The following is a 19,539-nucleotide window of genomic DNA, read 5'->3' as shown; positions in this document are numbered from 1 at the left end:
GGGTGGTGCGGGGGCGGATACCCGGGGCGCATGGTTCGGACAGTGAAAAGGCATGGACAGCACGGCGGGCGCACCGCGGCCGACCGTGAGGACGGGAACGGGAGCGGACAGGGGCCGGTGACCGCCGGGCCGGACGAGCGGGTCGAACGGCAGGCGCCGGACAGCCCCACCGACCTGTCCAGGCGCTCCTGGGGAGCGGTGCTGAAGCGCACCTTGAAGGAGTTCAAGAAGGACGAGCTGACCGACCGGGCGGCGGCCCTGACCTACTACGGGATCCTGGCCCTGTTCCCCGCTCTGCTGGCGCTCGTGTCCCTGCTCGGGATCGTCGGACGGTCGGCGACCCAGCAGGTGCTGGACAACATCCAGCAACTCGCCCCGGGCGCCGCGCGGGACGTCCTGACCAACGCCGTCCAGCAGATGCAGGGCAAGGCCGGGCTCGGCTCGGTCATGGCCGTCGTGGGCCTGGTGCTCGCGGTGTGGTCGGCGTCCGGCTATGTCGCCGCGTTCATCCGCAGCGCGAACGCGGTGTACGACATCCCCGAGGGCCGCCCGGTGTGGAAGGTGCTGCCGGTCCGGGTCGGCGTGACGGTGGTGCTGATGGTGATGGCCGTGATCAGTGCCCTGATCGTGGTGTTCACCGGCGCGCTCGCCAAGGAGGTGGGCGCCACGCTCGGCGTCGGCGACACGGCGCTCACGGTGTGGTCGATCGCGAAGTGGCCGGTGCTGGTGCTCCTGGTCACGATGATGATCGCGCTCCTCTACTGGGCCACCCCGAACGCGAAGGTCCGCGGCTTCCGCTGGATCACCCCGGGCAGCTTCCTAGCCCTGGTGATCTGGATGGTCGCCTCGGCCGGCTTCGCCTTCTACGTGGCCAACTTCGGCTCGTACAACCGGACCTACGGCACCCTCGCCGGCGTGATCATCTTCCTGGTCTGGCTGTGGATCACCAACCTGGCGATTCTGCTCGGCCTGGAGTTCGACGCGGAACTGGCACGTCAGCGTGCCCTCGCGGGTGGCCATCCGCCCGAGGAGGAGCCGTACGTCGAACCGCGCGACACGCGTGCGTGGGACGAGGAGGACCGCCGCCGTCTCGGGTCCTGAGGGGTGTCCCGTCCGGCGGCCCGAGGGCTCACCTCCGGCGGCCGGCGGGATCGCCGCCGGGCGGGTCGGCCAGGGCGAGGCGGGCCGTGACGCGCTTGCCGACCGGCTCCTGTTCGATGAAGAGCTTCTGCGCGACCGCCTTGACGATCTCCAGCCCGTGCTGGCCCACCCGGTCGGGGTCGGCGGCCCGCGCCGCGGGCACCGTGGGGTCACTGTCCCAGACGACGATGTCCACGCTGTCGGCGGTGATGCGCAGTTCCAGCAGCACGGGGCCGGGGGCGTACTTGCGGGCGTTGGTGACCAGTTCGCTGACCACGAGCTGGGTGAGGTCCCTGGCCCGCACGGGAACGGGCACGCGATGCCCGGTGCGCGCCCGGTCGAGAAACGCGCCGGCGTGCCGGCGCGCGTCCGCGATGCAACCGCTGTCCCCGTCCAGGGCGTACCCGGCGCGCATCACGTACTCGTCCTGCGCGGTACGGCCGTCACCTTCGGCATCCGATCCCACGTGTCCCGTCCTCATTCCCCCGGCATCTGCGCGCGTACCCGCGATGAGGTCGCGCATGCCCACGGTCCCGGGAGGTGCGTGAGCGGTGCATGAGCGGGTCTGGGCCGCGCACCGCCCGTCCCCTATCCTCGAACGGACCGCAAGGTGCTGGAATCCCCCGTCGGAGGTCGCCTGTGGACCCGCTCGCACCGGAGCTTTTGATGGCCCTCGCCGGCGGTACCGCGGGAGCGGCCGGTCAGCAGATCTGGGCCTCGCTGCGCGACCTGGTCTCCCGTCGGCCCCAAGGACAGGAACCCCGTGGGGAAGGCGAGTTGAACGCGCTGGCGCGGACGGGGGACGACCCCGCCCGCGCCGGACAGCTCGCCGACGTACTGGCGCTGCGCGCCGCCCGGGACACCGCCTTCGCCGCGGCGCTCGACGCCTGGCGCGCCCAGGCCGAAGCCCTCACCCTGCCCTCGGCCACCGGCACGGGGGACGTGCACAACGAGGTCGGCGGCACGGTCCACGGCCCCCTGATCCAGGCGCGGGACATCCATGGGTCCATCAATCTGGGGTCGGGGTCCCCGGGACCGTCCTGAACCGTCAGCTCGTGAGGCGGAAGGTGGCGTCGCTGCGCCCGGTCGCGTTGGTGATCGTCTCCAGCTTCAGCTGGTAGGCGTAGTGGCGGATGTAGCGGTCGGGGTGGTTGTACGACTGGAAGGAGGACCAGGTCGAGTCGGCGAGGCCGGCGACCTGGCGGAAGGAGGCGTCCGCGGCGAACTGGGCGGTGCCGTCGTCGTACACGAGCTGGAAGTCGGCGCCGTCGTGCCGCAGATAGTGGCCGGGGAAGTTCACCGACTCGAAGGAGACGGTGCCGGTGCCGGCCAGACCGGGCCGCGTACGGAACCGGGCGTCGTCGTTGGTGACGTTCTGGTCGATCCGTACGTCGAAGTTGGCGTGGCGGACATAGCGGTCCTGGAAGTTGAAGGACTGCAGGCGCCTGCCCGGGACATTGGCCCAGCGCGCCTGGATCCGGGCGTCCTCGGCGGCCGTCAGGGTCAGGATCGAACCGTGGCGCTTCTTCGTTCCGCCCAGGTTGTAGGTGCCGGCGGCGGGGATGCGGTAGGAGCCGGAGGTGGCGGGGGTGGACGGGCTGGTCGTCAGGACCGGCATGTATCCCTTGCCGGCCGCGTACTGGTCGAGGTACAGAGCCCACTCGCCACGGTCCCTGAACTTCAGCCACATCGGGCCCTCCACCTGCGCGCCGGTGAGGCCGATGCCGGAGAGGTTGCCGAGGGTGGTCCAGGTGCCGAGGATCGAGTTGCTGCCCTCGATGGTGATCTGGCCGTCACCGGAGGCGCGGACATAGCGGTAGGCGCCGTTGCCGGCCGGGACCTCGACGATCTGGGTGTCGATGATCTCCTGGTTGCCGGCGCGCTCGATGTAGGTCTGCGGAGTGGTGATCGTGCGGAAGTCGGTGGTGCGTGCGTAGTAGATGCGGTGCTTCGTCACGCCGTTGAGGGGCTTGTTGGTCGCCCAGTACAGGACGTAGCTGTTGGTGGCCGTGTCCCAGATCGCCTCCGGCGCCCACGCGTTGCGCCCGTCGGGGATGGCGCCGGCCACGTTCAGCAGCCACGGCCTGGACCAGGTGACCAGGTCCGTCGACTCCCACACCACGAGGCTGCGGCTGCCGTTGTTGATGGCGTCGCTCCAGGACTGGCCGCAGTCGATGCACAGGTCGGTGGCGATGATCCAGTACTTGCTGCCGTCGGGTGAGCGCACGAGCGCGGGGTCGCGTACGCCGCGGGTGCCCACGGTGGAGCGCAGGGTCATTCCGCCGCCGTTGAGATCCGTCCAGTTCAGACCGTCCGCGCTGTACGAGAAGTACATCTGCTGGCCGGTCGCCCCCTCCCCGATGAAGTGGGTCATCAGATAGCCCGGATCGGCCGCGGCGGCGCGGTCCGGGGTGGTCAGGGCCTGGCCGGTGAGGAGCAGACAGGCGGCGATCAGGACCGCCGTGAGTCTGGAGAGAACCGCGGACATGCGCATCTCCTGTCGCCGTCACGTTGTTCGATTTTTCGGACAACGTTCGGAAAGTCGGGCAGACGCTAGACCTGGGCAATCTGGCGCGTCAAGGGCCCTGACACGCACGGCCAGAGGCCAGGATTTCGAACACGCGACGCTGTTCCGGTTGAGGTACTGGTGAGGCTTATTTATCTTTTTGTCGGGAACTCGGGCGGCGCAGGGTCCCCGCGGGTCCTCGGACCGGCGGGGGATCTCGGGTAACGGATGAGGGAGAGGCCGTGACCGTTCGTGTGGGCGTAGAGGAAGAGTTCCATGTTCTGGACGCGGAGAGCGGGCGGCTGGTACCGGGAGCCGGGACGGTCCTCGGCCGACTGCCCGGGGCCGAGTTCAAGCCGGAACTGCAGCGCTCGGCGGTGGAGTGGAACAGCCTGGTGCACGACTCCCTGGAGTCCCTGCACACCGATCTCGCCGGGGCACGGCGGCGGCTGGACGGCGCGGCCTCCGGGCTCGGACTGGCCGTCGTCGCGGCCGGGACCGTCCCCTTCGCCCGGCTGACACCCGGTGACGCCACCCCCGACTTCCGCTACCGGCAGATGGTCGACGAGTACCGCCGCGTCGCCGACGAGCATCTCGTGTGCAGCGCGCAGGTCCATGTCGACGTCCCCGACCGGGACACGGCCGTGCGGCTCATGTGCGCGGCCTCGCCGTGGCTGCCGCCGCTGCTGGCCCTGTCGGCCAGCTCGCCGTTCTGGCTCGGCACGGACACGGGGTACGCGAGCTGGCGGACGATGCTGTGGCAGCGCTGGCCCACCGCCGGGCCCGTCGGCTGCTTCGCCGGGGCCGCCGACTACGACGCCGCAATCGAGGGCCTGATCCGCTCCGGCGTGATCAAGGACCCGGGAATGGTCTACTACGACCTCCGCCCGAGCGATCACCAGAGGACCCTGGAGCTTCGCGTCTGCGACGCCAGCCCGCGCATCGAGACCGTGGTGCTCATCGCCGGGCTGTACCGCGCGCTGGTCGAGGACGCGCGGGTCCGGCTGGAGGGGCCGGGGCCGGTCTGCGACGGCCGGCACGAATGGCTTCGTGCCGCGGTCTGGCGTGCGGCCCAGTCGGGGCTGGAGGGTGAGCTGGTCGACCCGGTGACCCGGCTCGCCGCGCCCGCCCCGACCGTTCTGCGCGACATGCTCCGCCGGTTGCGTCCGGCCCTGGAGGCCCTGGGCGACTGGGACACCGTACGCGTCCTCCTGGACGAGGCCCTCGCGCGCGGCAGCGCGGCCCACCGGCTGCGCGGGGTCGCCGAGGAGGAGGGTCTGTCCGCCTGTGTCGGAACGCTGGCCGCCGAGACCCGGGGGGAGCGCGGGCGGAGCGGCGGTACCGCGGCACCCGTACGCCGGCGGCCCGTCGCGGCGGCCGGGGCGGGGCCTGCGGAGGCGTCGGCGGCGTACTCGGTGGAGTCCGTCGGCGGGTGATGTCCGCGCGGCGGTGTGCAGTGGAGAGACCGGCACCGGCCGTCGTCCACGACACGCCACGGCGTGGAGCACCTGACGGAGAAACCCGTCGTCCGCCCGTGGTGCCCGGTGCCCCGGTGATCAAGGAGTGGCTCGCATGCCCAGCAGCAAGAGCGCCAGCAACGACAACAGCGATACGCGCGCACGTCGGGCCTCGCGAGGGGGTGTGGGCTGATGTGTGGGCTGTGTGGTGAGGTCCGGTTCGACGGTGGGCGGCCCGACCTCGCGGCCGTCGAGCGCATGACCGACCGCCTGGCGCCCCGGGGACCGGACGGCCGTGGTGTGTGGTCGCAGGGCGCCGTCGCCCTGGGGCACCGCCGGCTGAAGATCATCGACCTGTCCGAGTGCGGGGCCCAGCCGATGACCGACCCCGCCGGGCGGATCGCCGGTGTCTTCAACGGCTGCGTCTACAACTACAAGGAACTCCGCGCGGAGCTGCGCGCCCTCGGGCACCGCTTCTTCTCCGGCTCCGACACCGAGGTGGTGCTCAAGGCGTACCAGCAGTGGGGCACCGCCTGCGTCGAACGCTTCTACGGCATGTTCGCGTTCGCGATCGCCGAGCAGACCACCGGTCGGGTGGTACTGGCCCGTGACCGGCTGGGCATCAAGCCGATGTATCTGGCGCACGCGCCGGGGCGGTTGCGGTTCGCGTCCTCGCTGCCGGCCCTGCTGGCGGGCGGCGGTGTCGACACCTCGCTCGACCCGGTCGCGTTGCACCAGTACATGAGCTGGCACGCCACCGTGGCCGCCCCGCGCACGGTCCTCGCCGGGGTGCGCAAGCTGCCCGCGGCCACCGTGCGCGTCGTGGAGCCGGACGGCCGCCATCACGACACCCGCTACTGGCAGCCGTCGTACTCCCGGCGCCCCGAGGACGCGGGGCTGAGCGCGGACGACTGGCGGGACGCGGTGCTCGACGCGCTGCGCACCGCCGTACGCCGGCGCATGGTGGCCGACGTCCCCGTGGGTGTGCTGCTGTCGGGCGGCCTCGACTCCAGTCTGATCGTGGCGCTGCTGGCCGACGAGGGGCAGCGGGATCTCGCGACGTTCAGCGTGGGGTTCGAGTCCGAGGGCGGTGAGGAGGGCGACGAGTTCCGCTGGTCCGATCTGGTCGCCCGGCACTTCGGTACGGAGCACCACCAGCTGATGGTGCCCTCGGACCGGGTGTCGACGGCGCTGGACGCGGCGATCGAGGCGATGAGCGAGCCGATGATCAGCCATGACGTGGTGGCCTTCCATCTGCTGGCCGAGCAGGTGGCGAAGGAGGTGAAGGTCGTCCAGAGCGGGCAGGGCGCGGACGAGGTCTTCGCCGGGTACCACTGGTATCCGGACATGGCCGCCGTACCAAGGGAGCGTGCGCACGAGGCGTACGCCGCGACGTACTTCGACCGGGCGCACGCCGACCTCGCGGGGGTTCTACGGCCGTCCGTGCTGGCCGATCACGATGTGTCCGGCCGTTTTGTACGGGAGCACATGGCGCGGCCGGGGGCCGAGAGCGCGCTCGACGCGGCGCTGCGGCTCGACGCGGAGGTGATGCTCGTCGACGATCCGGTCAAGCGGGTGGACAACATGACGATGGACTGGGGCCTGGAGGCGCGGGTGCCGTTCCTCGACCACGAGCTGGTGGAGCTGGCCGCCGTCTGTCCGCCGGAGCTGAAGCTCGCCGACGGGGGGAAGGGGGTCCTGAAGGCCGCCGGGCGGCGGGTCCTCCCGGCCGCGGTCGTCGACCGGCCCAAGGGCTACTTCCCGGTCCCCGCCGTCAAACACATGGCCGGCCCCGTGCTGGGGCGCGTCCGCGAGGCCCTGTCCGCGCCCGAGGCCCGGTCGCGCGGTGTCTTCCAGGACGCGTACGTCGCCGAGCTGCTCTCCGCACCGGACGAGCACCGGACCCGGCGCGGGGCGAACGCGCTGTGGCAGATCGCCTTGCTGGAGATATGGCTGCAAACCCACGGGATCAGGTGACCGGGGAAGAGGGGGCGCGTGCGCCCGGGGCCCATGAGCGGGACGCTCTTGGGCGGGCGGCTCATGGGCAGGGGGTACGTGGGCAGGGGGCTCATGAGCAGGCGGCTCACGGGCGGGGGGTACGTGGGAGGGGGGTACGTGGGCAAGAGGACCCCATGCACGAGGACCATGGGCCGGGGCCGCGCGGACGGCACGACCCGTACGAGCGGCAGGACCGTCAGGAGCGGCAGGACCGTCAGGACCGGGAGGAGCAGGTGGGCGGGCAGGGGGCCCCCGCGCCGGAGGGACGCGGCCCGCGCACGGAGACCGGGAGCGGGACTGGGACCACAACCAAAACTGGGGCTGGGACGGGGTCTGGGGCTGGGACCGGGTCTGGGGCTGGGACCGGGTCTGGGGCTGCGGCCGGGACTGGGGCTGCGGCCGGGACTGGGGCCTCGTCGGCCTCGTGGGCTCCGTCGGCCCCGGGCGCCTCCGCGCCTTCGCCTGCGGGGCCCGGTGGGCGGACCGCCGCCGGTGAGGACGTCGTGGACGGGATGCCGTGGCGGTACGCGGACCACGACCACCACCACGCCCCCGCTCACGCCTCTCCCTCCTCCGCCTCCGCCTCCGCCTCCGTGGGGACGCCCGGTACGGCCACCACGCTGACGTCGGCCTCCACCGCTCCCGTGCCGGTGCCGCTGCCGGAGACCGCCGGGCCGCTGGACACGCCGCAGCCGCTGCGGTCCCACGGCTGCTGGTACCCGTCGGTGGACCCGAGCGGCCGGTACGTCGCGTTCATCTGCGACCGGGGTGGGGTGCCCCAGCTGTGGACCGGGCCGGTCGACGGACACGAGGTCCATCTGCTGGACTCCGATCCGCACCCGGTGAAGGAGGTGGCCTGGTCGCCCGACGGCCGCTGGATCGCCTACACGACCGCCCCCGGTGGCGGTGAACACACCCGGGTGCTGTGCGTCCGCCCCGACGGCACCGGCCGCCGCGTCCTCGCCGGTGCCGAGCCCGGCAGCTCCGCGTACCTCGGCTGCTGGCAGCACGACGGCTCGGCGGTGGCCGTCACCGTCGCCGAGCCGGTCCTCGCGCAGGGCGGGACCGAGACGGAGGAGGGCCCCGTCCCCGCGGAACCGGGTCTCGCCGACCCGTACACCTACACCGCCCCCCGGCCGGCGGGCTGGACCACCCGGGACGGCCGCGCCGTACTGCTGGGCGGCCCCCGCCACGGCGACGCGGCCCCGACGGGCCGCGCACGAGGAGAAACCGGCCCCGGGAACGAGCCCCCGCACCCTCCGGCCGGCACCCCACCCACCGAGCCCGGCGGCGCGGACCACGGCTACGGCCGAGAGCCGGTCCCGCCCGGAGCCCGCGAGGACGAGGGCGCCTGGGCGGTCCCGGACGGAACCGACGTGCCGCTGCCGAAGGACGCCCCCGCGAGAGACAGCGGCACGGACGAGAGCCACAGCCAGGTCGGCAAGGCACCCAGCACCCACGACCGGACAAGCGACCAGGCGCCCCCCGAGGCCCCCCTCGGCGAACCGCCACCGGACGCACCCGCCGAGCGAAGCAGCGCCGACACGCCCGGCACCTACGACTCAAGCCCCAAAGCAACCCCCGACCCACAGCCGCCAGCCGCACCCCCCGAGCGAAGCGGCGCGGACCACGGCTACGGCCGACCTGCCGAAACGCCCCGCACCTACGACGCACCCCCCGAAACAACCCCCGACCCACAGCCACCAGCCGCACCCCCCGAGCGAAGCAGCGCGGACCACGGATACGGTCGGCGGGCCGGGACGGCCGGGGCCTATGGCGTGCCCCCCGCAGCAACCCCCGGCGGACGGCTGACGGACGTGCCCGGGGTGCGCGGCATGACGGTGAGCGAGGGCGCGCCCAGGCGGTCCCGGGCGGGCGCGGCAGGTGGGCAGGCGGCGCATGAGGGGCGGGGGGAGGGTGGGCTCGCTGCGTACCTCGTTGATCCGGTGGGCGTCGCGGCGCCCGTTCTCGTGGCGGTCGAGCGGGGCGCCGCCACGCTGCGGGTGTGTGACATCAGCCGGGACGGGCGGCTGGCGCTGGTGCGGCGGGGGCCGCGGGGGCGGCGGGAGGGGCTGGTCGTGCGGACGGCCGATCTGCGGACCACGGTCGCGCTGCATGTCGCCGACGGGGATCCGTGGATCGGCCGGTTCTCGCCCGACGGCACGACCGTGTGGCTGCGCAGCGACGCGGCACGCGAGTTCGCCGCGCTGTTCGCCATAGGGCTGGACGAGGAAGGGGAGCAGCAGGGCCTGACCGTGGCCGCGGAGCGGGCGGACTGCGGGCTGGAGCTGCTGGCCTTCGGGCACGACGGCCGCACCGCCGCCCTGTCCTGGAACGTGCGCGGAGCCACCGAGCTGGAGGTCGTCGCCGTCACGACGGAGGACGGCGAGCCCCGGGTGGGGCCCCAGCAGACCGTGCCGCTGCCGCACGAGGTGGTGACCCGTATCCCCCGGGTCGGCGGCCGCGCCGGACTCGTGCTGGCGCTGTCCGGCTCGCAGCGCCGCCCCGGGGTGTGGTGGTGGTCCGAGGGCACCGCGCGGCGCACCGAGTGGTCGTCGCGGGACGAGGACGCGGTCCCGCCGGGCCGCCCGCCCGTGCGCCCCGTGCCGCAGCGGCTGACGGCCCGCGACGGCCTGCCGCTGAGCGGCTGGTACTACCGGGCGCCGGGCCGGCCCCCCGGAGTGCCCGCGCCCTGTGTGATCCATCTGCACGGCGGCCCGGAGGAACAGGAGCGGCCGGTGTTCAACCCGCTCTACCACGAGCTGCTGGGCCGGGGCCTGGACGTCTTCGCCCCGGATGTGCGCGGCTCGTCGGGGCACGGCCGGTCGTTCGTCGACGCCGACCTCGGCACGGGACGGTTCGCCGCGATCGAGGACGTCGCCGACTGCGCGGCCCACGCCGTCGTGGCCGGTCTCGCCGATCCGCGGCGGCTGGCCGTCATGGGCCGCTCGTACGGCGGCTACCTGGTGATGGCCTCCCTCGTGTGGCACCCGGACCTCTTCCGCACCGGGGTCGCGGCCTGCGGGATGTCCGACTTCGCGACCTTCTACGCCGGCACCGAGCCGTGGATCGCGGAGTCTGCGGCGCACAAGTACGGGCACCCGGAACGCGACCGTGACCTGCTGCGGGCGCTGTCCCCGATGACCCGCGTCGACGCGCTGCGCGTGCCCGTCCTCACGGTCCACGGCGAGCACGACACCAATGTGCCGCTCGGCGAGTCCGAGCAGTTCGTCCGGGCGGCCCGCGAACGCGGGCTGCAGGCCGCGCTGTTGATGCTGCGCGACGAGGGCCACGACTTCCTGCGCGCGGACAGCCGGAAGATCTTCCGCCGGACCGCCGCCGACTGGATCGAACGCCATGTGGCCGGCTGACCCCCTGGCACGGGCGGGGCGTGGACCGTAACGGCCGGGCGGTACCGGGGTGTTGTGAACCTATCGAGGTGATGTCCGGCATTGGCCATTGGTGTCGTCGTGCCGCGTGCCAGACTGTGAGGGCAACGGGGAAACTGCCACTGGCTCCGGCCGGCTCCGCGAAGGCGGACGCGCCGGGAACGGGTACGGGGATGCTGTCGTGCTGTCGCTCTTCTCGGAGGGGATCTTCACTCCGCACACCCTGCTGGACGAACGGGTGATCGATGTCCTGTCGGCGGCGACGCAGCGCTGCGCGAAGACGGTCCGCCCGAGCGACATCCTCTCCTGCGCGATCGACTCCGGCGACCAGGCGGTGCTGTCGGGCCTCGCGCTCGCGCTCACCGAGGGCGCCCGGCCGCGGCATCTGCTGGAGACCATCGCCGCGTACAACCCGCCGAACCCCGACGGCCAGGACTTCGACTTCGACGGGCGGCGGGAGCGGTTCGCCCCCGAGACACTGGCCGCCCTCGACGCCTTCGCCACGGAGTTCGGCCAGGACGTCGACCGGCTACGGCCCGTCTGCCTCGAACTGCTCGTCGCCCATGTCCTGGACCATCCCGACGCCGGTGACCGGCGGTTCCTGCGGCTCCTCGACACGACCACCGCCGCGCGCACCCTGCGGGAGCAGGTGCGCGTCGCGACGGAGCCGCCCCCCTCGCTGCTGGACGACGCCGGGCGGCTGCGCTCCGAGGAGTTCTCGGCGGACGCCTGGGCCGTTCTGGAGCAGGCCGCGGAGCGCGCGGGCGAGCTGGGCTACGACCGGCTGCTGCCCCCGCACTGCTTCCTGGCGCTGCTGAGCGAGACGGAAGGGCTGACCGAGCGGCTCTTACGGCTGCAGCTCCCGCCCCAACTGGGCCTGGCAAAGGTCGCGGAGCTGCTCGGCGGCGCCTTCCGGCTCTCCCAGCACGGCAAGGAGGCACCCCCGCTGCACCGGGACGGTCTGGGCGAGCCGATGCTCGACCTGCTGCTGCGGGCCCGGCGCGCCGCGACTGTCGGGGCCGCCGAACAGGTCGACACACCCCATCTCCTGGACGCCCTGCTGGCGGACCCGCCGCCACGGCTCGCCTCGGTGTTCCGGACGGATCCGCTGCGGGTGGACCTGGCGCGGATGCGGGAGTTACTGGCCCAGTCCGTCAGGGAGACCCGTACCTCGGGGCCGCGCGAGATCGCGTTCCGGTTGCCGGCCGACTCGCCCCCCGCCGAGGACCTGACGTGGCTGGCCCGGACCCAGGGCATCCCCGCCGCCCGGCATCTGGAGCGCTACTTCGACGCCCTGGGCCGCGCCCTGCACCGTACGACCGACAACCATGTGCTGATCACCGGCCCCGCCGGAGTCGGCACCACCACGCTGGTCCGTGAACTGGCCAGACGTGCGGCGGCCGGAGAGCTGCCCTTCCTGCGGCGCAAGCGGCTGCTGCGCGTCGACTGCCGTGACGTACCGGCCTCCGACAGCGGCGCGAAACTCGCCCGGATCATCGCCCACGTGGCCGGCCGTACCGATCTCATCGTCTGCCTGGACGGGCTCGGGGCGATGCTCCGCGGCCCCCACGGCACCGACCACGTACAGGCCCTGCGCAGCGCGCTCAAGGAGCGCCGGATCCATCTCATCGGGATCCTCTCCGTGCAGGAGTACGACGATCTGCTGGCCGCCGACCACGCGCTGCGGGAACTGACCACCCGTATCGACATGACCGAGCCGGACCGGGCCACGGCCCGGGACATGGTCCGGCAGGCGGCGGACGCGCTGGAGGCGGAGTTCGGCGCCGAGGTCTCCGACCGGGTCGTCGACCGGGCGGTCGTCCTGTCCGGGGACTACATCCTCAGCCGGCGGCTGCCGCTGGCCGCCGTCAAGGTGCTCCGCCGGGCCTGCGAGGACCTGGACTACCGCCGTACGCAGCTCGGGGAGACCCGGGCCGTCGTGGACACCGAGGACGTGGTGCGGGTCATCGCCGAGGTGTCGGGCGTGCCCGCCGGGCAGATCGGCGGGACGGGCGACGACGGGATCGACTACGAACAGGCGCTGGGCGGTTCGGTGTTCGGGCAGCGGGAAGCGCTGGAGGTGGTCGCGAACGAGCTGCGCCGGATCAAGGCGGGTGTGGCCGGGGCGAGCGGCGGCCCGGCCTCGGTGATGCTCTTCGCCGGGCTGACCGGGACGGGCAAGACCGAACTGGCGAAGACCGTCGCCGGGTTCTACTCCTCCTCCAAACGCCTGCAGACCTACCCCATGGAGAACTTCTCCGAGGCACACAGCGTGGCCGGGATCATCGGCTCCCCACCGGGATACATCGGCTTCGAGCGCGGCGGCCGGCTCATCAACGAGCTGAACGCTGACCCGTACTGCGTCTTCCTGCTCGACGAGGCGGAGAAGGCGCACTCCGAGGTCTGGCGGCCCTTCCTCAACCTCTTCGACGAGGGCTGGATCATCGACCAGCGCGGGGTCAAGGCCCATGGCGACCGGGCGATCTTCATCCTCACCACCAACGCGGGCCAGGAGATCATCTCCCGGATGAGCCGGGAGGGACGGCCCGAGGAGGAGATCGTCGCCCGGGTGAAGGAGGCGCTGCTCCAGGTCGGCAAGGGCGCGCACGGCGGGCCGGTCTTCTCCCCCGAGTTCCTGGCGCGGATCCGCCGGATCATCGTGTTCCGGCCACTGGACCTGGACGCCATGACCGCGATCTGCCGCAAACTCGTCGACCGGCAGCGGGCGTTCTGGCGGGACAAGCGGGAGAAGGAGCTGGTCGTCCCGGAGGAACTGATCCACTACGCCGCCGGGCAGGGGCATCTGCGGAACGAGAGGTCGGGCGGCAAGGAGGGCGGCCGTATCGTCGCGAAGATCCTGTCGGACCTGATCGAGAGCCCGGTCCTGCTCGAACAGCAGCGCCGGAAGGACGAGTTCCGGCAGTGCGCCCGTATCGAGCTGGACTTCCGTCCCGAGGGCGGCGGTACCGACGGACGCGCGCCCCGGACGGACGTCCGTTTCGTCGCCGCCGATGACGCCCTCGCCGACCCCGCCGACCCCGCTGCCGACGACTCCACCGGAGCGGGCCATGGGTGACGGTGGAGGCGGGGCCCCGGCGCCGCAGCCGGTGACGGGGGCGGACCTGCGGTCGTTCGAGGGGCGGGTGATCGACGACCGGTATCTGCTCACGGAGTTCGTCGGCGGCGGCGCGTTCGGCGCGGTGTTCCTCAGCGAGCAGCGCATCCTCGGCCGGCCCGTCCGGCGGGTCGCCTGCAAGATCTCCCGGGAGACGGGGATGACCGAGGAGGACGCGCGGCACCGGTTCTCCGACGTCCTGCGGCTGGCCGAGGCGATGGACGGCATGACCGACGCCGAGGCCCGCCGCCACCTCGTCCACGTCTACGACGGCGGGCTGGCCCACGACGCCGGGGGCCGGGCGTTCCTGGTGATGGAGTACGTGCAGGGCACCACGCTCGCCGATGAGTTCCGCAGCCGGCGGACGGTCGCCGCGAAGCAACTGTTCCTCTGGGCACGGCAGATCTGTGTGGCGCTGCGCGGACTGCACGCCCTGGACGTGCCGTTGCTGCACCGCGACCTGAAACCGGACAACGTCCTGCTGGGCACGGACCTGACCGTACGGCTGATCGACTTCGGTCTCGCCGCCAGACTGGTGGAGTCCGGGACCGTACCGGGCGTCGCCGGCACCCTCACCTACATGGCACCGGAGACCTCGCAGGGCGAGAGCGTGCCCGCCTCCGACCTGTACTCCCTCGGGGTGCTGATGTACGAGGGGCTCACCGGCCGGCTCCCCTACGAGCACCTGGTGCCGCCCCACGACCTGCCCGACGCCCTGCACGGCGACTGGCTGTACCGGCGGAAGAAGGAGGGCCGCGCGCCGGCCCCGCCGTCCCGGCTGAACAACACCGTGACCCGCGAGATCGACGCCGTCGTGCTGCGCTGTCTGGAGTTCGATCCCGCGCGGCGCTTCCGCAGCGCCACGGAACTCCTGGGCGCGCTGGCCGAGGCCGAGGCCGGGCCCCGCCGTCCGCCGCCCGGCACGAGCGCGCTGGACCGGGCCCGTGAGCAGGCCGCCGAAGGGGACACGGCCGGGGCCTGCGAGACCCTGCGCGTCTGTCTGGACTCCGGTGCGGAGACCCCGTCGCCCGCCGTCCGGCTGGCGCTGCTGACCGAACTGGCCGGGCTGCTCGACACACTCGGCGACCCGGCCGGCGCGGCACGGCGGCTGGCCGAGTCCTGGCAACTGGTGCGCGACAGCGCGCTGCTGCGCACCCGCAAGGAGCGGTGCGCCCTGCTGGCACGAACGGCCGACACCTACCGACGGGCCGGAAACGCCTACCAGGCCCGGCACTTCGAGGATCTGCTGCGACGCGAGAGCGACAGGGGGTGAGTACGGCGGCATGAGTGCGCCCGCGTCCTTCGGTGACTTCTTCTCGTCCTCCGGGCGACTGCGCAGACAGTGGCAGACGGCTCTCCAGGACCCCGATCCGCACAGTGGTCTGACGAAGCTGCGCAGGATCTGGGCGCAGTGGGAGAAACGTCCCGAGACGGCCGCTCCGTTCTACGTCGACTTCCTGCGGTCCGTGGCCGGGCCGCCGTACCGGCCGCTGCTCACCGAGGACGACTTCGCGGCACTGGAGGCGCTGTCCGGGCGGGTGGCGGAGGCCGCTGACGACGTCGCCCTCGACGAGGCCGTACGGCCGCTGGCCGCCGCGCGGTTCGGGCGCGGGGAGGAGTCACCGGCCTGCGAACTGCTGACCCGGCTGTACTGGACGGCCTCGCTGCGGGACACGGCGAGAGTCTCGGTGGCGGACGAGCTGGCCCGCTCCGGGCTGCGGGACGCGCCCCGGATCGAGGTCTGCGCGGACCTGCTGGGCCGCTCCGGGCCACGGCCCCCGGCGGTGCTGGCCCTCGCCGCCGAGGTGCTCCGGGTGGACCTCTCCTCGGACGCGGAGCGGTTACGGCAGGCGGCCGCCCTGTCCTCCACCGGGCTGCCGGGGGCGGACCGCGCGGCCGGGCTCCACGCTCTCCAGATCACCGGCGACCTCGACGCGGCCCTCGCGCACTTCCTCGCGGCCCGCACAGCCGACCCCCACGACACGACCGCCCTCCTGGGGCTCCTGCTCGCGTACATCCGGGCCGGTCGGGCCGCGGACATTCCGGGGTGGGCGTTCACCGCGGCCGAGGAGGGCGGCGCGGGGGGCCGTGGGGTGGGGGGCCATGTGGGGGCCGATGTCATGGGGTCCGGGGCCGATGTCACGGGGCCCGGTGCCGCCGCCGCATCCGGCCCCGCCGCGCCCGGGCTCGCCGCGACGGCTGCGCTCGGGCGGGTGCTGGCCTGGTTCGACGAGGGGTCCGACCGGCCGCCTCCCGTCCCGGTCGCCCGGCTGGCCGCGCTCGCCCCGCCCCGCCAGGTGGGGCCCTGGCTCGACTACGCCCGGGGCCGTCTGTTCCTGCTGGACGGTGACGCCGAGCGGGCCCGGGATCTGCTCGTCCCGATCGCCCGGGGCGAGTCTTCGGTCGCCGCCTGGCGTTACCACGCCGCCTGGTCGCTGTATCTGACCGGCGACCGCGGCGGACTCTGGCTGCTCATCGAGCGGATGACCCGGGACCCGGACGACTGGGCGCTGGCCTGTCTGCTGCTGGACACCGAGCCGCACGCGGTGACCGCCACCGCCGCCGAACACGCGGCAGCCGCCGTACCGCCCGGCTACGAGCGGATCGCCCGGGTCCGCCGTGACCTGGCCGAGGGCCGCCGGCGCCCCGACACCCCGGACCGGGGCGCGGCGGCGCTGCCCACGGCGGGCCGGGGTGCGCCGGAACGGCTGGAGGCGCTGCGTACGGCCCTGGGGGCGGCGTACGGCCGGTCGACGGGGGCGGCGGACATGGCCGGACTGCTCGCGGAGCCGCTGTACCGGCGGCTGCCACGGGCCGACCGGCTGCTGTGGTCGGGGCTGCTGGCCCTGCGCCGGGATCCGGAGGAGGGGCGACGGCTGCTGGAGGCCGCCCGCTCGCTCGGACACGGGCGGGCGGCGCTGGTGCTGGCGGCGCACCATCTGGAGGAGCTACGGCCGGCCAGGGCGGGGCGGTTGCTCGCCGAACTGAGCGGTGAGAAGGCCGAGTTGCTGCGGGTGTGGGCCGAGGCGGTCGGCGGTGCGGCGGACGAGGTGGTCGAGGAGGGGCTGGGGCGGCTGACGGCCCACCGGCTGCCGCAGGTGCCGTACGCGCTCGGCGCGCTGCGGCTGCACCTGTTCGCCGGGGAGGGCAGCACGCGGGATCCCGAGGACGCGGCGTACCACGCGCGGCGGGCGGCCAGGGAGCTGGGGCGGGCGCTCGCGACCGCGCCGGACGCGGTGCCGGCGGACGCGGCGGTGCTGGAGCGGGCCGCCAGGGCGGTCGCCCACGCCACCGCCGTCGGGTCCGGCGACGGGCCGGCCGTGCTGTCGCCCTCCGTGCGGCAACACCCCTGGGCGGAGTGGGTCCTTGGGCTGGCGCGGCTGGCCCAGGACCCCGGGTCCGCCGACCCGGAGCTGTGCCGGCGTCTGGTCGCGCTGCTGGAGGAGACCGACGACCCGCCCGCCGAAGCCGTGACCGTATTGGCCACCGCCCTCACCGCGGCGAGCATGCGCGGCACGACCCCCTACCACCGTGACACCCTGGCCCACCTGGTCCGCACCCTCGCCCACCGCCACCCCCGCCCCGAGCTCCACCCCCTCGCCGACCGAGCCACCGCCGCGGCCCTGGCCCACTCCCCCACCGGGCGCCCATCGATACCGGCGGCCCAACCGCCGGACGAGACGGTGCGATTCGACGACACGACACGCTTCGACGAGCCGGGACCATCCGGCACGGTACGGCCGACGGACGCGGCGCGGCCGACCGAAGGGGGTCGGCGGACAGCAGAGGAGCGGCCGTCCGCGGAGGGGCGACCGACCGGCGAGGTGCAGCCGTCCGACACGGGGCAGCCGCCCCCCGGCGAACAACCACCGCCTGACGAGCGGCCGTCGGCCGAAGGGGCGGTGGCGCGGCAAGGGCTGGGGCGTGGGGCGCAGCCGGTGTTGGCGCTTGCCTCGGCCGTGGGGGAGTTGGCGCGGGGTGATCGGGCCGCTGCCGTACGGGAGTTGAGGGCGGCGTCGGCCGGCGGTGATCTGTGTGGTCTGCTCGCCGACGCGCTGGAGGGGCGTCCGCCCTTGGCGCCGCCGCCGGTCGGGGCCGGGGAGCGTGCCGCGCTGGTCCGGGTGGTCCACGCGGCGGGCCTCGTCGAGAGCGACCCCCTGCGAGCCCTGGAACTGCTCTCCGCGGCGGCGCCCCACTACGACCTGTCCACGGTCACCGACCTCGCCCGCCTCCTGCCGGCGCTCTTCGCCCACGCCGGGGAACGCGGGGCGGGAGCGGGCAGGGCCGACGGTCGCGGCGTCGGCGGTCGCGGGGCCGGCCGCGCCACCCGACGACGCGGCACGACGCCGGGCGCCACGGCGGACGGCACCCCGGCGCGAGGCGGCGGCACCGCGGGGCGCGGCGCGGCCGGTCGTAGGGCCGGTGGTGCGGCGGGGCGGTCGCAGGGTGGTGGCGCGCGGCGGCGGGACGGGCGGGAGCAGGGGTTGATGGAGTGGGTGAAGGGGCTGGCGGGGGCCGAGCCGGCTCCGGTGGGCGCGGGGGTGTTGGGGGAATGCGCGGTGGCCGTCGGGGACTTGGCGACGGCGGCGGAGTTGTGGGAGCGGGCGTTGCGGGAGGCGGAGCGGGAGGGGCGGGACGACCGTGAGGTCCGGGCCCGGTACGCCCTGCTGCTCTGCCATCGCGCGGTGGCCGCCCACAAGGCCGGGGAGCTGTTGCGGAGCGCCGAGTTCCTGCACCGGGCCGCCGCCGTGCTGCCGGCGGCCGGGCCCGCGACACGTCGCCTCCCCTCCCGCGGCAGGACCGAGGCACTCGCGCGGGGCCTGGAGCTCGACACCCTCGTCCGCCGCCTCCTGGACCGGCTCTTCCCCGGCGGGGAACGGGAATCCGTCCCCTGGGAGCGCCCCGGCCGCTACGCGGCCCTGGAGGCGTCGGTCCGCGCGGACCCCGAACTGACCGACGCCCTGCGCACGGCCGACGCCCCGCGCGTCGAACGGCGCTGGGCGACCGGCCTGCGCACCTGGCCGTACGACGTCCGCCTCCACCACACCCTCGCCCTGCTGCACCGGGACACGGCCCTGGGCGGACCGGCGCCCGTCGCACGCGGCGGCGGCCATCTCGCCCGCGCCACCGTGCTGTGGACCCTGCTGCTGGGCTCGGAGCGGTTCTGGGAGCAGCACGGCGAGGAGCCCGCCGGGCCGGAGGCGGAGACCCGGCTGCGCGCCGGCGTGTGCCGGGACCTGTTCGCCCTGCACCGCAGACTCGGCGCCGAGGCGCTCCAGGCCGGGGAGCGGGACACCGCCCGGCTGCATCTGCGCGTGCTGACGGCCGTACGGACGGGCGAGTCCGAAGTCCACGCCCTGCTGGACGAGTTCGGCTTCGGATGGTCCGTGACGGTCGACGAGCGGCGCTGGACCGAGATCTCCGCGCTGGCCGGCACGGTCACCGACGAGTGGTGCGCCGAGGCCGTCCTGACCGCCGAGAAGGCGCTCAGGGACCCGGCCGCCATCGCGGGACTGGCCGAGGGCATCGACCAGGACTACGAGTCCGCCATCGACGCGCTGCGGCCCCTGACCGGCCTCGATGTGCCGCTCCCCCGGCTGCTGCGGACCGCGCTCGACTGGCACAACAGTCTGCAGAACTGCCTCTACCAGATGAAACGGACCGAGGAACTGTGCACGGTCATCGGAAAGGCACGGGTCTTCGCCGACCAACTGGTCCCGTTCTGTACGCCCGGCAAGGGCCATCTACCGGGCAACCGGGCGCTGTGCATCCACTTCAAGTACCGCGGACTGTTCGTGGCGACCGACAGGGCCTCCGCCTCGCGCATGTACCGGCAGGCGCTGCGCTGGGATCCCGGCGACGACAACGCGGCCGAACTGCTGGCCCAGGGCGCGTACACACCACGGTGACGTCCGCAAGCGAACGAGCGAACGA

At 73.8% G+C, this 19,539-nt stretch carries 10 protein-coding genes; 8 read left to right on the top strand and 2 right to left on the bottom strand.

Annotated features, from left to right (window positions below; translation table 11 throughout):
• Positions 1-30 precede the first annotated feature (30 nt).
• Positions 31-1,101, top strand: coding sequence for a YihY/virulence factor BrkB family protein (locus ACZ7MG_RS36970; protein ID WP_471383719.1), 1,071 nt, complete (start codon positions 31-33; stop codon positions 1,099-1,101).
• A gap of 28 nt (positions 1,102-1,129) precedes the next feature.
• On the opposite strand, the gene ACZ7MG_RS36965 is transcribed toward ACZ7MG_RS36970, so the two are convergent.
• A complete protein-coding gene (locus ACZ7MG_RS36965; protein WP_471383722.1) occupies positions 1,130-1,606 on the bottom strand; it encodes an ATP-binding protein in 477 nt (158 codons plus the stop codon).
• Positions 1,607-1,806: 200 nt separating this feature from the next.
• Here ACZ7MG_RS36965 and ACZ7MG_RS36960 point away from each other — a divergent pair, with 200 nt between their 5' ends.
• The gene (locus tag ACZ7MG_RS36960) at positions 1,807-2,184 is read left to right on the top strand and encodes a hypothetical protein (RefSeq protein WP_471383725.1); all 378 of its coding nucleotides are present in this window, start codon (positions 1,807-1,809) and stop codon (positions 2,182-2,184) included.
• A 4-nt stretch (positions 2,185-2,188) separates the two neighbouring features.
• Here the strand turns inward: ACZ7MG_RS36960 and ACZ7MG_RS36955 are convergent, their stop codons facing one another.
• Complete coding sequence (locus tag ACZ7MG_RS36955) at positions 2,189-3,628, bottom strand: glycoside hydrolase family 43 protein (protein WP_471383728.1); 1,440 nt, start codon at positions 3,626-3,628, stop codon at positions 2,189-2,191.
• A 260-nt stretch (positions 3,629-3,888) separates the two neighbouring features.
• On the opposite strand from ACZ7MG_RS36955, the gene ACZ7MG_RS36950 reads away from it, so the two are divergent.
• From ACZ7MG_RS36950 to ACZ7MG_RS36925, 6 genes are all read left to right on the top strand, one after another.
• Positions 3,889-5,082 carry a carboxylate-amine ligase gene (locus tag ACZ7MG_RS36950; RefSeq protein ID WP_471383730.1) on the top strand — a complete coding sequence of 398 codons (1,194 nt, stop codon included), beginning with the start codon at positions 3,889-3,891 and terminating at the stop codon, positions 5,080-5,082.
• Between the two features lie 213 nt (positions 5,083-5,295).
• Complete coding sequence (locus ACZ7MG_RS36945) at positions 5,296-7,080, top strand: N-acetylglutaminylglutamine amidotransferase (RefSeq protein WP_471383733.1); 1,785 nt, start codon at positions 5,296-5,298, stop codon at positions 7,078-7,080.
• Positions 7,081-7,613: 533 nt separating this feature from the next.
• On the top strand, positions 7,614-10,472 hold the full coding sequence (locus ACZ7MG_RS36940) for a S9 family peptidase (protein WP_471384030.1): 2,859 nt from the start codon (positions 7,614-7,616) through the stop codon (positions 10,470-10,472).
• Between the two features lie 199 nt (positions 10,473-10,671).
• Entirely contained in the window at positions 10,672-13,566 is a 2,895-nt protein-coding gene (locus ACZ7MG_RS36935) for an AAA family ATPase (RefSeq protein ID WP_471383736.1), read from the top strand.
• Positions 13,559-14,878, top strand: a complete 1,320-nt coding sequence (locus ACZ7MG_RS36930) for a serine/threonine-protein kinase (RefSeq protein ID WP_471383739.1) — start codon at positions 13,559-13,561, stop codon at positions 14,876-14,878. Before ACZ7MG_RS36935 ends, ACZ7MG_RS36930 begins: the two co-directional genes overlap by 8 nt.
• A 10-nt stretch (positions 14,879-14,888) precedes the next feature.
• Entirely contained in the window at positions 14,889-19,514 is a 4,626-nt protein-coding gene (locus tag ACZ7MG_RS36925) for a hypothetical protein (protein ID WP_471383742.1), read from the top strand.
• Positions 19,515-19,539 lie beyond the last annotated feature (25 nt).

This window comes from Streptomyces sp. NPDC107538, assembly GCF_055657445.1.
Note: the sequence above shows the minus strand (reverse complement) of the source record. Positions and strands in the feature narration are given on the sequence as shown.